General features: G+C 53.3%; 21 protein-coding genes. 16 read left to right on the forward strand and 5 right to left on the reverse strand.

The window, feature by feature from the left end:
• The first annotated feature begins 6 nt into the window (after positions 1 to 6).
• The 3 genes from ACSZO4_RS11030 (at position 7) to ACSZO4_RS11040 (ending at position 3517) form a co-directional block, all read left to right on the forward strand.
• On the forward strand, positions 7 to 1194 hold the full coding sequence (locus ACSZO4_RS11030) for an aminotransferase class I/II-fold pyridoxal phosphate-dependent enzyme (RefSeq protein WP_437888964.1): 1188 nt from the start codon (positions 7 to 9) through the stop codon (positions 1192 to 1194).
• 98 nt (positions 1195 to 1292) lie between these two features.
• Positions 1293 to 2291 carry a Gfo/Idh/MocA family protein gene (locus ACSZO4_RS11035; RefSeq protein WP_437888965.1) on the forward strand — a complete coding sequence of 333 codons (999 nt, stop codon included), beginning with the start codon at positions 1293 to 1295 and terminating at the stop codon, positions 2289 to 2291.
• Positions 2292 to 2548: 257 nt separating this feature from the next.
• The gene (locus tag ACSZO4_RS11040) at positions 2549 to 3517 is read left to right on the forward strand and encodes a TerC family protein (RefSeq protein WP_437888966.1); all 969 of its coding nucleotides are present in this window, start codon (positions 2549 to 2551) and stop codon (positions 3515 to 3517) included.
• A 5-nt stretch (positions 3518 to 3522) separates the two neighbouring features.
• On the opposite strand, the gene ACSZO4_RS11045 is transcribed toward ACSZO4_RS11040, so the two are convergent.
• The 3 genes from ACSZO4_RS11045 to uxaC all read right to left on the reverse strand — a co-directional run bounded on the left by ACSZO4_RS11045 (position 3523) and on the right by uxaC (position 7084).
• Positions 3523 to 4077, reverse strand: a complete 555-nt coding sequence (locus tag ACSZO4_RS11045) for a YgjV family protein (protein WP_437888967.1) — start codon at positions 4075 to 4077, stop codon at positions 3523 to 3525.
• Between the two features lie 89 nt (positions 4078 to 4166).
• Complete coding sequence (locus ACSZO4_RS11050; protein WP_437888968.1) at positions 4167 to 5654, reverse strand: UxaA family hydrolase; 1488 nt, start codon at positions 5652 to 5654, stop codon at positions 4167 to 4169.
• 17 nt (positions 5655 to 5671) lie between these two features.
• Complete coding sequence (uxaC, locus tag ACSZO4_RS11055) at positions 5672 to 7084, reverse strand: glucuronate isomerase (RefSeq protein WP_437888969.1); 1413 nt, start codon at positions 7082 to 7084, stop codon at positions 5672 to 5674.
• A gap of 472 nt (positions 7085 to 7556) precedes the next feature.
• On the opposite strand from uxaC, the gene ACSZO4_RS11060 reads away from it, so the two are divergent.
• The 11 genes from ACSZO4_RS11060 (at position 7557) to ACSZO4_RS11110 (ending at position 14890) form a co-directional block, all read left to right on the forward strand.
• Positions 7557 to 8861, forward strand: coding sequence for an MFS transporter (locus ACSZO4_RS11060; RefSeq protein WP_437888970.1), 1305 nt, complete (start codon positions 7557 to 7559; stop codon positions 8859 to 8861).
• A 135-nt stretch (positions 8862 to 8996) separates the two neighbouring features.
• Entirely contained in the window at positions 8997 to 9773 is a 777-nt protein-coding gene (gene exuR, locus ACSZO4_RS11065; protein ID WP_437888971.1) for a transcriptional regulator ExuR, read from the forward strand.
• A 340-nt stretch (positions 9774 to 10113) separates the two neighbouring features.
• A complete protein-coding gene (gene yqjA / locus ACSZO4_RS11070; protein ID WP_437888972.1) occupies positions 10114 to 10776 on the forward strand; it encodes a DedA family general envelope maintenance protein YqjA in 663 nt (220 codons plus the stop codon).
• A gap of 1 nt (position 10777) precedes the next feature.
• Positions 10778 to 11161 (forward strand): EnvZ/OmpR regulon moderator MzrA, encoded by a 384-nt coding sequence (gene mzrA / locus ACSZO4_RS11075; protein ID WP_437888973.1) that lies wholly within the window; start codon positions 10778 to 10780, stop codon positions 11159 to 11161.
• A gap of 145 nt (positions 11162 to 11306) precedes the next feature.
• Positions 11307 to 11675, forward strand: coding sequence for a DUF1090 domain-containing protein (locus ACSZO4_RS11080; RefSeq protein ID WP_437888974.1), 369 nt, complete (start codon positions 11307 to 11309; stop codon positions 11673 to 11675).
• Between the two features lie 38 nt (positions 11676 to 11713).
• Positions 11714 to 12019 carry a DUF883 family protein gene (locus ACSZO4_RS11085; RefSeq protein ID WP_437888975.1) on the forward strand — a complete coding sequence of 102 codons (306 nt, stop codon included), beginning with the start codon at positions 11714 to 11716 and terminating at the stop codon, positions 12017 to 12019.
• 2 nt (positions 12020 to 12021) lie between these two features.
• Positions 12022 to 12420, forward strand: a complete 399-nt coding sequence (locus ACSZO4_RS11090; protein ID WP_437888985.1) for a phage holin family protein — start codon at positions 12022 to 12024, stop codon at positions 12418 to 12420.
• Positions 12417 to 12710, forward strand: coding sequence for a YqjK-like family protein (locus tag ACSZO4_RS11095; RefSeq protein WP_437888976.1), 294 nt, complete (start codon positions 12417 to 12419; stop codon positions 12708 to 12710). Before ACSZO4_RS11090 ends, ACSZO4_RS11095 begins: the two co-directional genes overlap by 4 nt.
• Positions 12711 to 12949: 239 nt before the next feature.
• Positions 12950 to 13342, forward strand: a complete 393-nt coding sequence (locus ACSZO4_RS11100; protein ID WP_437888977.1) for a DoxX family protein — start codon at positions 12950 to 12952, stop codon at positions 13340 to 13342.
• Between the two features lie 77 nt (positions 13343 to 13419).
• Positions 13420 to 14406 (forward strand): glutathione S-transferase family protein, encoded by a 987-nt coding sequence (locus ACSZO4_RS11105; protein WP_437888978.1) that lies wholly within the window; start codon positions 13420 to 13422, stop codon positions 14404 to 14406.
• Positions 14407 to 14524: 118 nt separating this feature from the next.
• On the forward strand, positions 14525 to 14890 hold the full coding sequence (locus ACSZO4_RS11110; protein ID WP_437888979.1) for a DUF805 domain-containing protein: 366 nt from the start codon (positions 14525 to 14527) through the stop codon (positions 14888 to 14890).
• Between the two features lie 11 nt (positions 14891 to 14901).
• Here ACSZO4_RS11110 and ACSZO4_RS11115 read toward each other — a convergent pair whose 3' ends face one another.
• A complete protein-coding gene (locus tag ACSZO4_RS11115; RefSeq protein ID WP_437888980.1) occupies positions 14902 to 15798 on the reverse strand; it encodes a LysR family transcriptional regulator in 897 nt (298 codons plus the stop codon).
• 107 nt (positions 15799 to 15905) lie between these two features.
• On the opposite strand from ACSZO4_RS11115, the gene ACSZO4_RS11120 reads away from it, so the two are divergent.
• Complete coding sequence (locus ACSZO4_RS11120) at positions 15906 to 16607, forward strand: pirin family protein (RefSeq protein WP_437888981.1); 702 nt, start codon at positions 15906 to 15908, stop codon at positions 16605 to 16607.
• Between the two features lie 23 nt (positions 16608 to 16630).
• The gene (locus ACSZO4_RS11125) at positions 16631 to 16801 is read left to right on the forward strand and encodes a hypothetical protein (protein ID WP_437888982.1); all 171 of its coding nucleotides are present in this window, start codon (positions 16631 to 16633) and stop codon (positions 16799 to 16801) included.
• A gap of 38 nt (positions 16802 to 16839) precedes the next feature.
• Here ACSZO4_RS11125 and ACSZO4_RS11130 read toward each other — a convergent pair whose 3' ends face one another.
• Positions 16840 to 17238 carry a YybH family protein gene (locus tag ACSZO4_RS11130; RefSeq protein WP_437888983.1) on the reverse strand — a complete coding sequence of 133 codons (399 nt, stop codon included), beginning with the start codon at positions 17236 to 17238 and terminating at the stop codon, positions 16840 to 16842.
• Between the last annotated feature and the right edge of the window lie 184 nt (positions 17239 to 17422).

The following is a 17422-nucleotide window of genomic DNA, read 5'->3' on the forward strand; positions in this document are numbered from 1 at the left end:
ATCATTATGCCTGATTTTAACGCCTCGCAACTGGTCAACGAACTGGAAGAAAATTTATTCAGCGTGCTGGAAAAGCAGGCTTCAGTTGTCAATACCGACTCTCTCCCACTTATCGATCTTTCCAGCGGCAGTCCGGATCAACCCACGCCGCCGGAGGTGGTCGCGGCGCTTCAGGCGGCAATCAATAACAGCGCGAATCACGGTTATCCTTCCTTTTGGGGTAAACCGCAGGTACGCCAGGCGATCGCTGATTTTTACTTTCGTCATTATGGCGTGGCGCTGGATCCCGAGACGGAAGTGGCAGTCTTTCAGGGTTCGCATATCGGAGTCGGCGGGATCCCGCGCGCGGTGGTCAACCCTGACCAGTATATTATCTCCACCGATCCCTGCTATCCCATTTACCGCTCAGCGGCGCGTCAGTCACAGGCGTATTTTTTCGGCCTGCCGATCAATGAAGAGAACCAGTTTCTGCCGGATTTCAGCGACGTACCACAAAACGTTGCCGATAACGCGGGACTGATTATCCTCAACTACCCACATAATCCGACCGGAGCGCTGGCCACCCCTGAACTCTTTGCTGCGGCGCTCCGGTTTGCCAGGCGTCATCAGGTACCGGTGCTGCACGATTTTGCCTATGCGGCGATTGGCAGTGACGCGCAAGACGTACCGCTGAGCCTGTTTTCTCAGCCGGATGCCAAAGAGTGGGGAGTGGAGACCTACACCTTTTCCAAGACCTTTAATATGGCAGGCTGGCGTTTTGGTTTTGCGGTCGGCAATGCATCGATTATCAAAGCCTTTAAAAAGCTGCATACCCATAGTTATAGCACCGTGTTTGGCGCAATTCAGGATGCCGCCATCACCGCCCTTTCGCTACCAGATGATCGTTTGCACCAACTGGTTTCGGTCTACCACCAGCGCCGGGCGCGCGTACTGCAAAAGCTGGCGCAACTGCACTGGCCGGTGCGCAGCGCGCAGGGAACCTTTTTCCTCTGGCTCGCCGCGCCGCCGGGATTCAGCTCGCAGCAGTTTGCCGAACTGCTGCTGCATGAAGTGCATGTACTGGTCGCACCGGGTAGTGGTTTTGGTCAGGGCGGCGAAGGCTATATTCGCATCAGCCTGACAGCCGGTGATAGCGCCCTTTTACACGCCCTCGATCGCATTGCTGCCCTGCATCTTTTTACCAGAAATGCCTGACCTGCGAGGAGGCCTGCACATTAACGGCATCGATCTTTTTTCATCATCGTTCGCTGTGTTACATTGCCGGACAGTGCTCAGTTAAAGGAATTCGCTTAATGATACGTTTTGCTGTCATTGGCACGAACTGGATAACCCGCCAGTTCGTCGATGCCGCCCATGAAACGGGCAAATATAAGCTCACCGCCATCTACTCACGCAGCCTGGAACAGGCGCAGGAGTTCGCCAGGGAATACCCTGTCGAACATCTGTTTACCTCCCTTGATGCGATGGCCCAGAGCGACAAAATCGATGCCGTTTATATCGCCAGCCCGAACTCACTGCACTTCCCTCAGACCCAACTCTTCCTCAGCCATAAAAAGCATGTGATTTGTCAAAAGCCGTTGGCTTCCAATTTGCGTGAAGCCCAGGCGGCTATCGCCTGCGCCAGAGAGAATCAGGTGGTTCTGTTTGAGGCTTTTAAAACCGTCAGCCTGCCTAACTTTGTGCTGCTCAAGCAGTCACTGGCTAAAGCGGGCAAGATCCATAAGGCCTTTTTCAACTACTGCCAGTACTCCTCCCGCTACCAGCGTTATCTGGATGGCGAAAACCCGAACACCTTCAATCCGGCGTATTCCAACGGCTCGATTATGGATATCGGTTTTTATGTCCTGTCGTCGGCGGTGGAGCTGTGGGGCGAGCCGAAAAGCGTCCAGGCGAGCGCCAGCCTGCTGGCAAGCGGTGTGGATGCCCACGGAGTGGCGATACTCGATTACGGCGACTTCAGCGTGACGCTGCAACACTCCAAAGTGAGTGATTCGGTGCTGGCGAGCGAAATTCAGGGGGAAGCCGGGTCGCTGGTGGTGGAAAAACTGTCGGAGTGCCAGAAACTCTCCTTCATCCCACGTGGGGGGAACGCACAGGATTTGACGCAACCGCAGCATATCAACACCATGCTGTATGAAGCAGAACGCTTCGCGCAGCTGGTTGAAGAGAACGCCGTCGATCACCCTGCGCTTGAGGTCAGCCGGATTACGGCGAAACTTGCCACGGAAATTCGCCGTCAGACCGGCGTGGTCTTCCCGGCGGATTCAACTGACCTGGCGGCCGACGCGTAAAGGTATGTAAAACAGATGTTACAGGAGATTGACGAACGCTCTCTTCTGTCATATTTTGTTACGAGCAAAGGGGAGTAACTTCGTTGCCGGTGGGTCGTCATTACGATGCTAATAGCTAGCATCCGGTCGCCGGGCGTCAATTCTGAATTGACGTAAGTGAGACCTTGCCGAAAGGCGAGGACCTGTTGCATCTCAAGCAAGCGGCTGGCGTCTTTCGACGTTGGCCGTTTTCGTTTCAGGTGTTAAGGAATCTCGCAATGAACACTGTTGGTACACCACTACTTTGGGGCAGCTTCGCCGTTGTCGTCGTTATCATGCTGGCTATCGACCTTCTGCTTCAGGGGCGTCGCGGCGTCCATACGATGACCATGAAGCAGGCGGCCGTCTGGTCCTTGGTCTGGGTTAGCCTCTCTCTTCTTTTTAATGCTGCTTTCTGGTGGTATCTGTCACAGACCGAGGGTCGTGCAGTGGCTGACACCCAGGCGCTGGCATTCCTCACCGGCTATCTGATCGAAAAAGCGCTGGCAGTTGATAACGTCTTTGTCTGGCTGATGCTGTTTAGCTACTTTGCCGTCCCCCCAGCCTTACAGCGTCGCGTACTGATCTACGGGGTACTCGGAGCCATTGTTCTGCGTACTATTATGATCTTCGCGGGAAGCTGGCTGATTACCCAGTTCGAATGGCTGCTGTATGTGTTCGGCGCATTCCTGCTCTTTACCGGCGTGAAAATGGCGCTGGCGAAAGAGGATGAAACCGGGATTGGCGACAAGCCTCTGGTTCGCTGGTTGCGTGGGCATCTGCGCATGACCGACAAAATCGAGAACGAGCACTTCTTCGTGCGTAAAAACGGCCTGCTGTTCGCCACACCGCTGCTGCTGGTACTGATTCTGGTTGAGCTGAGCGACGTGATTTTTGCGGTGGACAGCATCCCGGCCATCTTCGCCGTCACCACCGATCCCTTTATCGTTCTGACGTCGAACCTGTTCGCGATCCTGGGTCTGCGCGCCATGTACTTCCTGTTAGCTGGGGTAGCGGAACGCTTCACCATGCTGAAATACGGGCTGTCGATTATTCTGGTGTTTATCGGTATTAAGATGCTGATTGTCGACTTCTACCATATCCCGATTGCGATTTCGCTCAGCATTGTTGGCGGGATCCTGCTGCTAACGCTGGTGATTAACGCCTGGGTAAATCATCGCAATGACAAGCGTAAGCTGCTGGAATAACCCGGTTAACGTGTAGCGTCCGTCTCTTTTCGTAGCGCGGTTTCGACTTTAAACGGGTCGATGCCGCGTTTTTGCATGCGCCAGAAGCGGATAATATTCAGCCCGTTCATGACCAGAAAACTGCCTTCAATCAGCGTCCCGCCAATGGAACCCAGCCACAGGTTGTGCGTAACCCAACAGGCAGTTGAACACCACATAATGCAGCGCACCTTAAGCCCCTGACAGCGAAACAGTGCCCAGGTACTGGCAACCGTACCCACAATCGGCAGCAGTTCCACCGGGTGCTGAAGTTTGATCAGGCCAAAGAAGAGCGTCAGGGCAATAAAAACGCCCATCACCCACAGCTTACGGGTATGCATAGAGATGATGGTGCGCACCGCATTGAGCTCCGCACTCATTCCCGCCGGCATTGCTCCCATCAGGAAAAAATGTACGCCAATGGTGGCGCTGTAGAGAGAAAGCTGAAGTTTGAAACGCTTTTCGTCGCGGTTAATAAAGGTGGTAATGCCGATTAAAAACGCCAGCACACCCACACCCTGGGCTAACCAGTACGCGCTCATGGAAGATCCTTGTTAACAACAAAAACGAAACGACGCTTCATATTATGAAACGTCGTTTTATATATTAACAAATTGTCAAACTATTAGCTTTATAAAGTTACACCGCTCTTAAAGATAGCCAGCTCGCGGAACTCATTGCGTTCGTTACAGGTCTCTTTGCCGTTAGCAAACTCGACAATCACATCGACAAATTCACTGAGCAGCTGCGGCATCATTTTGCCGTGAATCAACTGCCCGGCATCAAAGTCGATCCAGTGTTTTTTCTTCGCCGCCAGCTCGCTGTTGGTGGCAATTTTCACCGTTGGAACAAAACCGCCGTAGGGCGTGCCACGGCCGGTACTGAACAGCACCATATGGCAACCCGCTCCCGCCAGCGCACTGGTGGCCACAGCATCATTACCCGGCGCACTCAACAGATTGAGGCCATGGGTTTTCAGGCGTTCGCCGTAGCGCAGCACGTCCACCACCTGGCTGGCCCCCGCTTTTTGCGTGCAACCCAGGGATTTCTCTTCAAGCGTCGTGATACCGCCTGCTTTGTTACCCGGCGATGGGTTTTCATAGATCGGCTGGTTGTGCGCAATAAAGTACTGTTTGAAATCGTTGACCATGGTGACGGTCTTTTCAAACGTCTCTTCATCGCGGCAGTGGCTCATCAGGATCTGCTCGGCACCGAACATTTCCGGGACTTCGGTCAGGACCGTCGTACCGCCATTGCCAATGATGTAGTCAGAGAAGCGGCCCAGCATCGGGTTCGCTGTGATACCGGAGAGGCCGTCAGAGCCGCCGCACTCCAGGCCAAATTTCAGTTCACCCAGCTTGCCTGGCTCGCGCTTGTCGTGACGCAGCGCTTCATACAGTTCATACATGTGTTCAATGCCCGCCTCCACTTCGTCGTCCTGGTATTGGCAGATCATAAAGTGGACGCGGGACGGATCGTACTCGCCCAGGGTTTCGCGAAACGCATCCACCTGGTTGTTTTCGCAGCCTAAACCAATCACCAGTACCGCGCCCGCATTCGGGTGACGCACCATGTTTTGCAGCATAGTACGGGTATTGACGTGATCGTCGCCAAGCTGCGAGCAGCCGTAGGTGTGGCTGAACAGATGAACGCCGTCGATATCTTCGGCGTTACGGGTCTCTTTCAGAAAACGGGTCTGGATCTGGCGGGCGATCCCATTGACGCAACCGACAGTGGGCAGGATCCACAACTCATTGCGCACCCCGACATCCCCATTGGCCCGACGGTAGATCTGGACTTCACGATCTCCCGCCGGTGCATTGTCATCGACCAGATCCGGTTGATAGCTATACTCATCCAAATCGCTCAGATTGGTACGCGCATTGTGGGAATGGATGTGCTCGCCTGCGGCAATATCCGTTGTCGCATGGCCAATAGGCAGGCCGTATTTCACGACATTTTCACCCATCGGGATGGCTTGCAGAGCAAATTTGTGCCCGCGAACCACCGCCTGGCGAAGACGAACCTCATGGCCTTCAACAACGACTTCAGTACCTTCGGCGAGATCCGCCAGCGCTACCGCGACATTATCCAGCGAGTGGATCTTGATGTATTGCATATCAACCTCAAACAGCCTTAGTTCAGTTCAATCGCGAAGTAGTCACGCGCATTGTTAAAGCAGATATTTCTCACCATCTCGCCCAGCAGCTGAATATCAGCCGGTGCTTCACCTGCATGCACCCAACGGCCAATCATCTGGCACAGAATACGGCGGAAATATTCGTGACGGGTGTAAGACAGGAAGCTACGGCTGTCGGTCAGCATGCCGACAAAACGGCTTAACAGACCAAGCTGTGCCAGCTGAGTCATCTGACGTTCCATGCCGTCTTTCTGGTCGTTGAACCACCAGCCGGAACCGAACTGCATCTTGCCTGGCATCCCTTCGCCCTGGAAGTTACCGACCATGGTGCCCAGCACTTCGTTATCACGCGGGTTCAGGCAGTACAGGATGGTTTTCGGCAGCAGGTTTTCTTCGTTCTGTTTGCTCAGCAGTTTAGACAGCTCTTCCGCCAGCGGACGATCGTTGATGGAGTCGAAGCCCACATCCGGCCCCAGCAGTTTGAACTGACGCAGGTTGTTATTGCGCAGCGCGCCAATGTGGTACTGCTGAACCCAACCGCGGCGCGCATATTCCGCACCCAGCCAGACCAGGACAGCCGTTTTGAACTGCGCCACTTCACGTTCGCTTAAGTGTTCACCGGACAGACGACGCGCCAGAATGCCGTCGAGTTCGGCTTCACTGGCTTCGGCAAACAGCACAACGTCCAGTGCGTGGTCCGACACCTTACAACCGTGTGCGGCAAAGTGATCCAGACGCTTAGCCAGCGCAGTTTGCAGATCGGCAAAGCGACGGATGTCAGTATCAGAGACTTCACCCAGCTTGCTCATGTAGTCGTTAAAGGTCGCCAGCTCAATGTTGAACGCCTTGTCCGGGCGCCAGCTCGGCAGCACTTTGATGGAGAACGTAGTGTCTTTGCCGACGGCCGCGTGGTGCTCCAGAGAGTCGATCGGATCGTCAGTCGTGCCGACCATCTTCACGTTCATCTGCTGCATGATGCCGCGGGCGGTAAATTTGTCCTGCGCCAGCAATTCATTGCCCAGCTCCCAGATTTCATCTGCGGTGGACGGTGAAAGCAGCTTACCTGTAATACCAAATGGGCGACGAAGCTCCAGATGGGTCCAGTGGTATAACGGGTTGCCGATGGTGTGCGGCACGGTGGCGGCGAAGGCGTCAAACTTCTCGCGGTCGCTGGCATCGCCGGTACACAAGCGCTCTGGCACACCGTTAGTGCGCATAGCACGCCACTTGTAGTGGTCGCCCTTCAACCAGATGTCATACAGGTTTTTAAAGCGGTAGTTATCTGCAATCTGCTGCGGAGGCAGGTGGCAGTGAAAGTCAAAAATCGGCTGATCTTTCGCGTAGTCGTGGTACAGGCGGCGCGCGAATTCAGTATCTAACAGGAAATCTTCGGTCATAAACGGGGTCATTATCGTCTTCCTCTCAACGAGTGCGTCTGATGCTTACCTTAATGCTGACAAAGTTATCACACCAATTTCTACAGTCCGAAGTCTTTTTCGTGAGTTAGATCAATAAACGATGACAAATATTTACAGAGGCGTGGGCAAAAACCCTCGTCAGACCGCGTAGTAGCTGGTTTTCAGGCCTGCGGTGAAAGACCACACAAAGAAAAACGCTTTTGTGATATCACTCACCTTTTAAAGTTGTATGACAAATTATCTTTCTGCCGTCGAACACATAAGCCGACGGAATGCATAGCCGATAACTAAGAAATCGGCCTCATGGGTATGGATACCAAGGTATGGATACCAAATTAATCACGTTGAATAGCAAGGTTTGGGTCGTTCCGGAGCTTTTCCGATGACGCCCTCCCGTTTTCACCTGCCGACTGCAACCGGCAGGTGACCGCGAAAGCGGAATTACCATAACGATGAGGTTTACATGCGTAAAATAAAAGGATTACGTTGGTACATGATAGCGCTGGTGACGCTGGGCACCGTATTAGGCTATCTGACGCGTAACACCATTGCTGCGGCAGCGCCAACGCTGATGCAAGAGTTAAATATTTCCACTCAGCAATATTCATATATCATCGCGGCCTATTCTGCGGCTTATACCATCATGCAGCCTGTTGCCGGCTATGTTCTGGATATCCTCGGAACCAAAGTTGGCTATGCGGTCTTCGCCGTCACCTGGGCAACCTTCTGCGGCGCAACGGCTCTGGCAGGAAGCTGGGGTGGTCTGGCGCTGGCGCGTGGTGCCGTAGGTGCTGCTGAAGCAGCAATGATCCCGGCAGGCCTGAAAGCCGCCTCCGAGTGGTTCCCGGCAAAAGAGCGTTCTATCGCGGTAGGCTACTTTAACGTGGGCTCTTCTATTGGCGCGATGATTGCGCCGCCGCTGGTGGTATGGGCAATCGTCATGCACAGCTGGCAGCTCGCCTTCATTATCTCCGGCGTACTGAGCTTCGCCTGGGCGATGGCATGGCTGATTTTCTACAAACACCCGCGCGATCAGAAAAAACTGTCTGAAGAAGAACGCGAATACATCATTGGCGGTCAGGAAGCACAACACCAGACCTTCAATGGCAAAAAAATGACCGTATTGCAGATCCTGGGTACCCGTCAGTTCTGGGGCATCGCTCTGCCGCGTTTCCTGGCAGAACCAGCCTGGGGTACTTTTAACGCCTGGATCCCGCTGTTCATGTTTAAAGTTTACGGCTTTAATCTGAAAGAAATCGCCATGTTCGCCTGGATGCCAATGCTGTTTGCTGACCTGGGTTGCATCATCGGTGGTTACCTGCCGCCGCTGTTCCAGCGCTGGTTTGGTGTGAACCTGATTGTGTCGCGTAAAATGGTTGTCACCATGGGCGCGGTACTGATGATTGGCCCGGGGATGATTGGTCTGTTCACAAGCCCCTACGTTGCAATCGGCCTGCTGTGTATTGGCGGCTTCGCTCACCAGTCTCTGTCAGGTGCGCTGATTACGCTCTCTTCTGACGTCTTTGGTCGTAACGAAGTGGCCACCGCCAACGGTCTGACCGGTATGGCGGCCTGGACAGCAAGTACCATGTTTGCACTGGTGGTCGGTGCGCTGGCTGACACCATCGGCTTTAGCCCGCTGTTCGCTGTACTGGCTGTATTTGACATCCTGGGCGCTATCCTTATCTGGACGCTGCTGAAAAGTAAATCGGCGGCCGAAATGGAAGCGGAGAAAGCCGCCTACAGCAAGACCGCAGAACAAAGTTAACTAAGCTCTCGTTAACAAAGCTGTTCCCCCCGCCGCCCGCCATCATCGGGCGGCTTTTTCTTCCTCCGTTGTGGTGAGAAAGGCGTAAAAGTGGTATAACAAATCTACTATTGCCTTATCTTACCTGGAGCGCATATGGAAATCACCGAATCACGACGTTTGTACCAACAGCTTGCTGCCGAGCTAAAAAGCCGTATTGAGCAAGGTGTTTACCTCGTGGGTGACAAACTTCCAGCCGAACGCTTTATTGCCGAAGAGAAAAGCGTCAGCCGCACCGTGGTTCGTGAAGCTATCATCATGCTTGAAGTTGAAGGCTATGTTGAAGTCCGTAAAGGATCAGGTATCCACGTGATTTCCAGCCAGGCCCGTTATTCACAAGCCCCGGATGAGGATCTGGAGTTTGCCAATTACGGTCCGTTTGAGCTGCTGCAGGCGCGCCAGTTGATTGAAAGTAATATCGCGGAATTTGCCGCAACCCAGGTCACCAAGCAGGACATCATGAAACTGATGGAGATCCAGGACAATGCGCGCAAAGAGAAGTGCTTCCGCGATTCGGAATGGGATCTGCAATTTCATGTTCAGGTTGCGCTGGCCACGCAAAACAGCGCCCTGGCGGCGATTGTTGAAAAGATGTGGACTCAGCGCGTTCACAACCCGTACTGGAAAAAACTGCACGATCACATCGATTTGCGCACCGTTGACAACTGGTGTGATGACCATGACCAGATCCTTAAGGCACTGATTCGTAAAGATCCACATGCCGCTAAAGTGGCGATGTGGCAGCACCTTGAAAACACCAAGCAGATGCTTTTCAACGAAACCAGTGATGATTTCGAATTCAATGCCGACCGCTATTTGTTTGCTGAAAACCCGGTGGTTCACCTCGACGCTGCGGCTAATGGCGTAAAATAGTCACTCTGCCAACAGGCGCACCGATGCGATGCGCCTGGTCACACTCAGGGTAAGTAAAAAGTATAGAGTGTCAGCCTGTGTAAATACCCTCGCCTCCCCCCCTTTCGACAAGCAAAATCATTTGCTGACAAAACGTAATTTCCCTGACGAATAACCGTGGCATTTGTTACAATTGGACGCAATTTGTCTCTGCGTGAGTTAGTGCTTGCTCACTCCGTTGGTAACCAAAAGCCAGACTGTCAGATGTGACACGAGCGACCATAATGTTCAGATTAATAATTTCGCCGTGCTGTTTCACTCGTTACCGACGTGACGTAAACCGATGTACCAGGAACATTGAATGGAACTTTTAAGCCAACTTCTTCATGCCCTCTGGAGCCAGGATTTTGAAACCCTGGCGAATCCGTCAATGATCGGCATGCTCTACTTTGTTTTGTTCGTTATTTTATTTCTTGAAAATGGTCTGCTTCCGGCGGCATTCCTGCCTGGAGACAGTCTGCTGGTGCTGGTTGGCGTGCTGATTTCTAAAGGCGCAATGGGCTTTCCGCAAACCGTTCTGCTGCTTACAACGGCGGCAAGCCTGGGCTGCTGGCTGAGCTACATTCAGGGACGATGGCTCGGGAATACGCGTATTGTGCAAAACTGGCTTTCACACCTGCCTGCGCACTATCACCAGCGCGCTCACCATCTTTTCCATAAACATGGCCTCTATGCGCTGTTGATGGGACGTTTTATTGCATTTGTTCGCACCCTGCTGCCAACTATTGCCGGACTTTCTGGTCTTAACAACGCGCGCTTCCAGTTTTTCAACTGGATGAGCGGACTGCTGTGGGTACTGATACTAACGACGCTGGGCTATTTGCTGGGTATTACCCCGGTATTTCGCAAATACGAAGATCAGTTAATGTCCTGCCTGATGCTACTGCCGGTGGTACTACTGGTCTTCGGTCTGGTTGGCTCGCTGGTGGTGCTGTGGAAGAAAAAATACGGTAACCGGGGTTAAGATGGAAATGCAACGTCCCTTTATGCGCTGGCTGTTACTCAGCATTTCGGCGCTGGCGCTGTTCAGTGTGTTATTTTTTGGCTGGGTTACGCTGCAAAACCGGGAATCAACGCTGGCCATTCGCCCGATCGCGCAAAACGTCAGTGTGCCGGATGGTTTTTCAATCTGGCATCATCTGGATGCAAACGGCATCCATTTCAAAAGTATTACCCCTCTCAACGACACGCTACTGATCAAGTTTGATTCCAGCAGCCAGAGCGCTGCGGCAAAAGCCGTGCTCGACCGTACGCTGCCTCAGGGTTACATTATTGCGCTACAGGATGACGAGGGTCAGGCTTCCGCCTGGCTGGTGCGTCTTCGCGACAGTACCCACAGATTCGGTTAATCTCCAGGATTCTGAATCTTTTCACTTACTTTGGTGCTTTCACCTTTTACTTACTATGCTTAGGTAACTGGAACCAGAGTCCACGCAATGCAACTGGATGCTGGCGCTATCTCTTAACGCCGGCCAACAATGGAAGGTATCGACAATGAAAAACCGCATCGCCCTGGCGTTAACCCTGTTATCTCTGAGCGCTGTTTCTCAGGCCGCTTCTCTTTGCCAGGAGAAGGAAAACGAGATCCTGCGTGAAATCAGCTACGCCGAAAAGCACAACAACCAGAACCGTATTGACGGTCTGAAGACAGCACTTAGTGAAGTGCGTGCTCACTGCTCTGACAGTAAATTGCGCGCCGATCATCAGCGCAAAATCGCCAGTCAGAAAGAAGAGATTGCTGAACGTCGTCAGGATTTAGTGGAAGCGCAGCAAAAAGGCGATGCGGACAAGATAAGCAAACGTGAGCACAAGCTGAAAGAAGCCGAGTCTGAGCTCAAGGCGCTGGAAGCTCGTGACTATTGATTCACTGGAAGTTAACACTCACTCACCTGGAGAGAATTATGTCTAAAGAGACCAATACAGACCATCTGCGCGCTGAGTTGAAATCCCTGGCGGATACCCTTGAGGAAGTGCTGAATACCTCCGGGGATAAATCAAAAGAAGAGCTGAGTAAGTTGCGCGGAAAAGCAGAAAAGGCGCTACAGGAAAGCCGTCATCGGTTGGGCGAAACCAGCGATCTTATCGCCCGCCAGACCCGTGAAGCCGCGGCTAAAACTGACGAATACGTGCGTGATAACCCATGGACCAGCGTCGGGATCGGTGCAGCCGTTGGTGTCGTGTTAGGCGTGTTGCTGACGCGTCGTTGATGATGACGGATCCACGATCTTCACAAGGACCGGGTAAAAGCGTTCTCGGCATCGGTCAGCGCATTGTTTCCATCATGGTTGAGATGGTGGAAACACGGCTTCGGCTGGCGGTGGTTGAGCTGGAAGAGGAGAAGGCTAACCTCTTTCAGCTTCTGATGATGCTGGGACTCACCATGCTGTTTGCCGCCTTTGGCCTGATGAGCCTGATGGTGCTGATTATCTGGGCCATCGACCCGCAATACCGCCTCAATGCCATGATTGCGACAACGGTTGTACTGTTGCTGGCAGCATTGATAGCGGGCATCTGGACGCTGCGCAAAGCCCGTTCTTCCTCGTTATTACGCCATACACGCCAGGAACTGGCGAACGATCGGGCGTTGCTTGAGGATGACAAACCATGAGCAGCAAAGCGGAGCGGGAGAAACGCAAAGCCCGTCTGCTCAGTGAAATCCAGCAGCAGCGACTCGATCTGACCGCCTGTCGCCGCGACTGGATTGAAACCACCGATGTTTACGATCGCGGCTGGAATACCTTTCTTAGCCTGCGATCCTGGGCACTGGTGGGCAGCAGCGCGCTGGCGGTGTGGGGCGTGCGACACCCCAGTCGCCTGATCCGTATTGCCAGACGCGGGCTGGGCGTGTGGAGCCTCTGGCGGCTGGTGAAATCAACCCTGGATCAGCAGCGACGCTAACTTTGTCGGGCCTGGCAGCAGCCGCCCGACAACATCCTGCGCAACGTGCTCAACACACCGACAACACAAACCTCACTTAACTCCCTCAGAATCTTTGATAAAGTTCGACAGTTTTCCTTGCTAACAATCCAGTCTCGCCCCGTTTACTATCCTCTCCATCGACAGCAGACATGCGGCTCTCGCCCGTGAATGCATACTTTTTTAATTGCAGTAGACACTGTGGTTCCCTGGAGAGAAAGATGAAAAAATTAGAAGATGTTGGTTTTCTGGTCGCACGTATTCTGATGCCGATCCTGTTTATTTCGGCGGGCTGGGGCAAAATCACAGGCTATGCTGGCACTCAGCAGTATATGGAAGCGATGGGCGTCCCGGGCTTTATGCTGCCACTGGTTATTCTGCTTGAGTTCGGCGGCGGTCTGGCGATCCTGTTTGGTTTCCTGACCCGTACCACTGCGCTGTTCACTGCCGGCTTCACCCTGCTGACGGCCTTTATCTTCCACAGCAACTTTGCTGAAGGCATGAACTCCCTGATGTTCATGAAAAACCTGAGCATCGCAGGCGGCTTCCTGGTTCTGGGTATCACCGGTCCTGGCGCATTCAGTATCGACCGTGTACTGAATAAAAAGTGGTAAGCACTCTATACTGAACTGAACAGATTCAAAGCGAGGAGCTCATCTCCTCGCTTTTGCCATTTAAAGGAGACAGCGGTATGGGACAACTTATTGACGGCGTATGGCACGATACCTGGTACGACACCAAATCGACGGGAGGCCGCTTCCAGCGTTCCGTTTCTGCCTTTCGCAACTGGCTGACAGCCGATGGCAGTGCCGGCCCTTCTGGTGAAGGCGGTTTCGCGGCGGAAAAAGACCGCTACCATCTTTATGTTTCCCTCGCCTGTCCCTGGGCGCACCGTACGCTGATGATGCGCACACTGAAAGGGCTGGAGTCTTTCCTGCCCGTGTCGGTGGTCAACCCGCTGATGCTGGAAAATGGCTGGACCTTTGCTGATGATTTCCCGGCAGCCACCGGCGATTCACTGTATCAGCACGAATTCCTCTATCAGCTCTATTTGCACGCCGATCCGCACTACACAGGACGCGTAACAGTGCCCGTATTATGGGACAAGAAAAACCACACCATTGTCAGCAACGAATCGGCAGAAATCATCCGCATGTTCAATACCGCGTTTGATGCGCAGGGCGCGCATGCCGGTGATTATTATCCACCTGCGTTGCGCCCACAGATCGACGAACTGAATAGCTGGATCTACGACAGCGTCAATAACGGTGTTTATAAAGCCGGTTTTGCCACCAGCCAGCAGGCCTATGATGAAGCGGTAGAGAAAGTGTTTGAATCTCTTGCCCGCCTGGATCAAATTCTGGGGCAGCATCGCTACCTGACAGGTAACCAGCTAACGGAAGCCGATATTCGTCTGTGGACGACGCTTGTGCGTTTCGACCCGGTTTATGTCACCCACTTTAAGTGCGATAAACACCGAATCAGTGATTATCTTAACCTGTACGGTTTCCTGCGCGATATTTATCAACTGCCGGGCATCGCTGAGACGGTAGATTTTAGCCATATCCGTACCCATTACTATTGCAGCCATAAAACCATCAACCCGACGGGCATTATCTCCATTGGGCCATGGCAGGATCTTAATGAGCCGCACGGCCGCGATATGCGCTTTGCGTAGCTCCTCTTCCGGGCGCCGGACAGGCGCCTGAAAATTTTCCCCGCAGGGTATTTTTGCCGTCTATTCTTACAATGATCACCGCGAAAACAACGAATTGAACGTTAATCGAGGGTGTTAAATGGACTGGTATTTTAAAGTACTTAGCAATTACCGCGTATTTGACGGTCGCGCGCACCGCCGCGAGTTCTGGCTGTTTATGCTGGTCAACATCATTTTCTCAGGGGTGTTGATGACCGTGGACAAAATGCTGAACTGGCAGCATTTCGCGGGCATTGGCGTCTTAAGCCTGATTTACGACCTGCTGGTTTTCCTGCCCTTTTTCGCCGTCCAGTCCCGCCGCTTGCACGACATCGACCGCTCAGCCAGATGGCTGCTGCTGTGGTTTATTCCGCTACTGGGATGGCTGATGTTGCTGGCGTTCTGGAGCCAGCCGGGAACGCCTGCGGAAAACCGCTTCGGGCCGCTGCCCAAAGCGATGCTTTAAAACCCGCAGGATTATTTACCGGAGAACAGCCTGGGAATTTCGCGCAGGCACCAGGCTTTTGCTTCACCCATGCTGTCACGCCGCCAGGCCATGATGATATCCACTTCGCTGGTATATTCCGGGCTGACCACCCGCAGACGCCCTTCTGCGATATCCTGCTCTACCAGTGGATAAGGCATGGTCGCCACGCCCAACCCTGCCAGCAGCGCCTGACGTTTATCTTCGATGGTACTGACGGTCAGACGAGGCTGTTTGTCCAGCAGCTGTACGGTGAGTACCGGGCGCTCACGGGCGGTATCCGCCACGGCCACACCGCGATATTTGACACGCGTAACCTCGGACAACGGCTCAGGCTCCTGGTGAATAGGATGATCCGGAGCGGCCACATACACATTCAGCACTTTGTAGAGCTTGCGTGAGTTGATCTCCGAAGAGGAGCGGAAGTGCATATCCGGCGCAATCACAATATCTGCGCGCCCCTGCTCCAGCCGTTCCCATGCGCCAGCCAGTACCTCGGTGATGATTGAAAGCTGGGTATTCGCCTTATTAGCCAGTTTTTCAACCAACGGAAAGATTTCATGCGTGGGCACCAGCGCTTCGGTGACCAGCGTTAAATGCGTCTCCCAGCCCCGCGCCAGCGCCTCGGCATCGGTGGTAAGTTTATCTGCCGCTTCCAACAGCACACGTCCGCGCTCAAGCAGCATTCGACCAACATTGGTGAACTTTGTGCGGTGACCGGAACGGTCAAACAGCACCACATCCAGCTCTTCTTCCAGTTTCTGCATGGTGTAACTAAGTGCTGAGGGTACGCGCCCCAGCTCATCTGCCGCCGCAGCGAAGCTACCGCGTCGGTCAATTGCATCCATTACGCGTAACGCTTCGAGCGTAAGTGCCCTGTCTTTCGCCATTTTTTGTTCTCATTCAGGAAATTTGAACATACCGGGCAGAATATCTGGCTAACAATGAAGCGTCCATACCTTTACCATTGTTTTAGTGTAAAGAGAGGTCAAGAATCATGATTATTACCAGAACAGCCAAACAATGCGGTCAAGCCGACTTCGGCTGGCTCCAGGCCCGCTACACCTTTTCCTTTGGACATTATTTTGACCCGAAACTTTTGGGCTACGCCTCCTTACGCGTTTTGAACCAGGAGGTGCTCGCACCTGGCGCATCATTCCAGCCGCGAACCTACCCTAAAGTGGACATTTTAAATCTTATCCTGGAAGGTGAAGCAGAATACCGCGACAGCGAAGGCAACCATGTGCAGGCGAAAGCGGGCGAGGCATTACTTATCGCCACCCAGCCTGGCATTAGCTACAGCGAACATAATCTGAGTAAAGATAAACCGCTGACCAGAATGCAGTTATGGCTGGATGCCTGCCCGGAACGGGAAAATTCTGCGCTGCAAAAAATCGCAATCCATGACAGGGCCCGCCAGTTAATCGCCTCCCCGGATGGCAGCCAGGAAAGTCTGCAACTGCGCCAGCAGGTATGGTTGCACCATATTGAGCTGGCGAAAGGTGAAGAGCTTAATTTTCAGTTACATGGACCACGGGCTTATCTGCAATCCATTCATGGAACCGTGCATGCCGTCAGCCCATGTGAAGCGAAAGAAGCCCTGACCTGTGGCGACGGCGCTTTTATTCGTGATGAGGCTAACATAACGCTGGTCGCCGATACGCCACTTCGCGCTTTGCTGATAGATTTACCCGTGTGACAGCTGTTTTACGGAGCGAATCTGTGAGTAAAAAAATCGTTCGAAAGAACAAAGCGCCAGAGAGCGTGGTAACACTGCAACCGACAGCCGAAGCGTCCGTTTCCGCCTTTGGTTATGATGAGATGTTGACCGAGCTCGAAGCCATTGTCGCCGATGCGGCAACCCGGCTGGCGGAAGAAGACGAAGCGGCATAACATCAACCCCGGTTAATGACCGGGGTTTTGTTTTGCTTTTATTCGTCGTCCAGCAACGATGTGCCGTATGAGTTGTCTACCGTGCACAACCAGCGGCCGTCGGGTTCAGCGCGAAACACGTACGTCGCACGGCGGGTAGTTTCGACAGTGCCACCTTGTCCATCCGGGTAACGTAGCCGCGTTTCCATGACAACCAGCGCGTTCCCTGCCCCTTCGACGACCTGTATCTCTCCCTGTTCAACCTCAAGACTGCCCTGGAAGTAGTCAGCAATGGCTATAAACGCTTTGCGGATATTGTCCTTGCCCCTGGCTATCATGCCGGGTTTGATCACCAGCGCGGCATCCTCTGCGTAGTACGTCATCAGAGTGTCGTAATCTTTCTCTGATATCGCCTTATCGCAGGCTTCAATGATGTGTCGCAGTGGGTGTGAGCTCATAACGCAGGTCCCTTGGGTTGCACTTAGGCTCAGTAGAGCATCGTCAGCAGGAGATGTAACGCCTGGTTATACGAAGCTACTGAAAATGGGGGGCGGTGCGGTACGTTCCCCTCACCCCAACCCTTGTATGTTTAAAGTCACTTCAGTTACCCGCCACCAGGCGGGTACACTGCTACCGTGTTTG

It is taken from the genome of Phytobacter sp. V91 (genome assembly GCF_965644225.1).
Taxonomy (GTDB): Bacteria; Pseudomonadota; Gammaproteobacteria; order Enterobacterales; family Enterobacteriaceae; genus CBFFRJ01.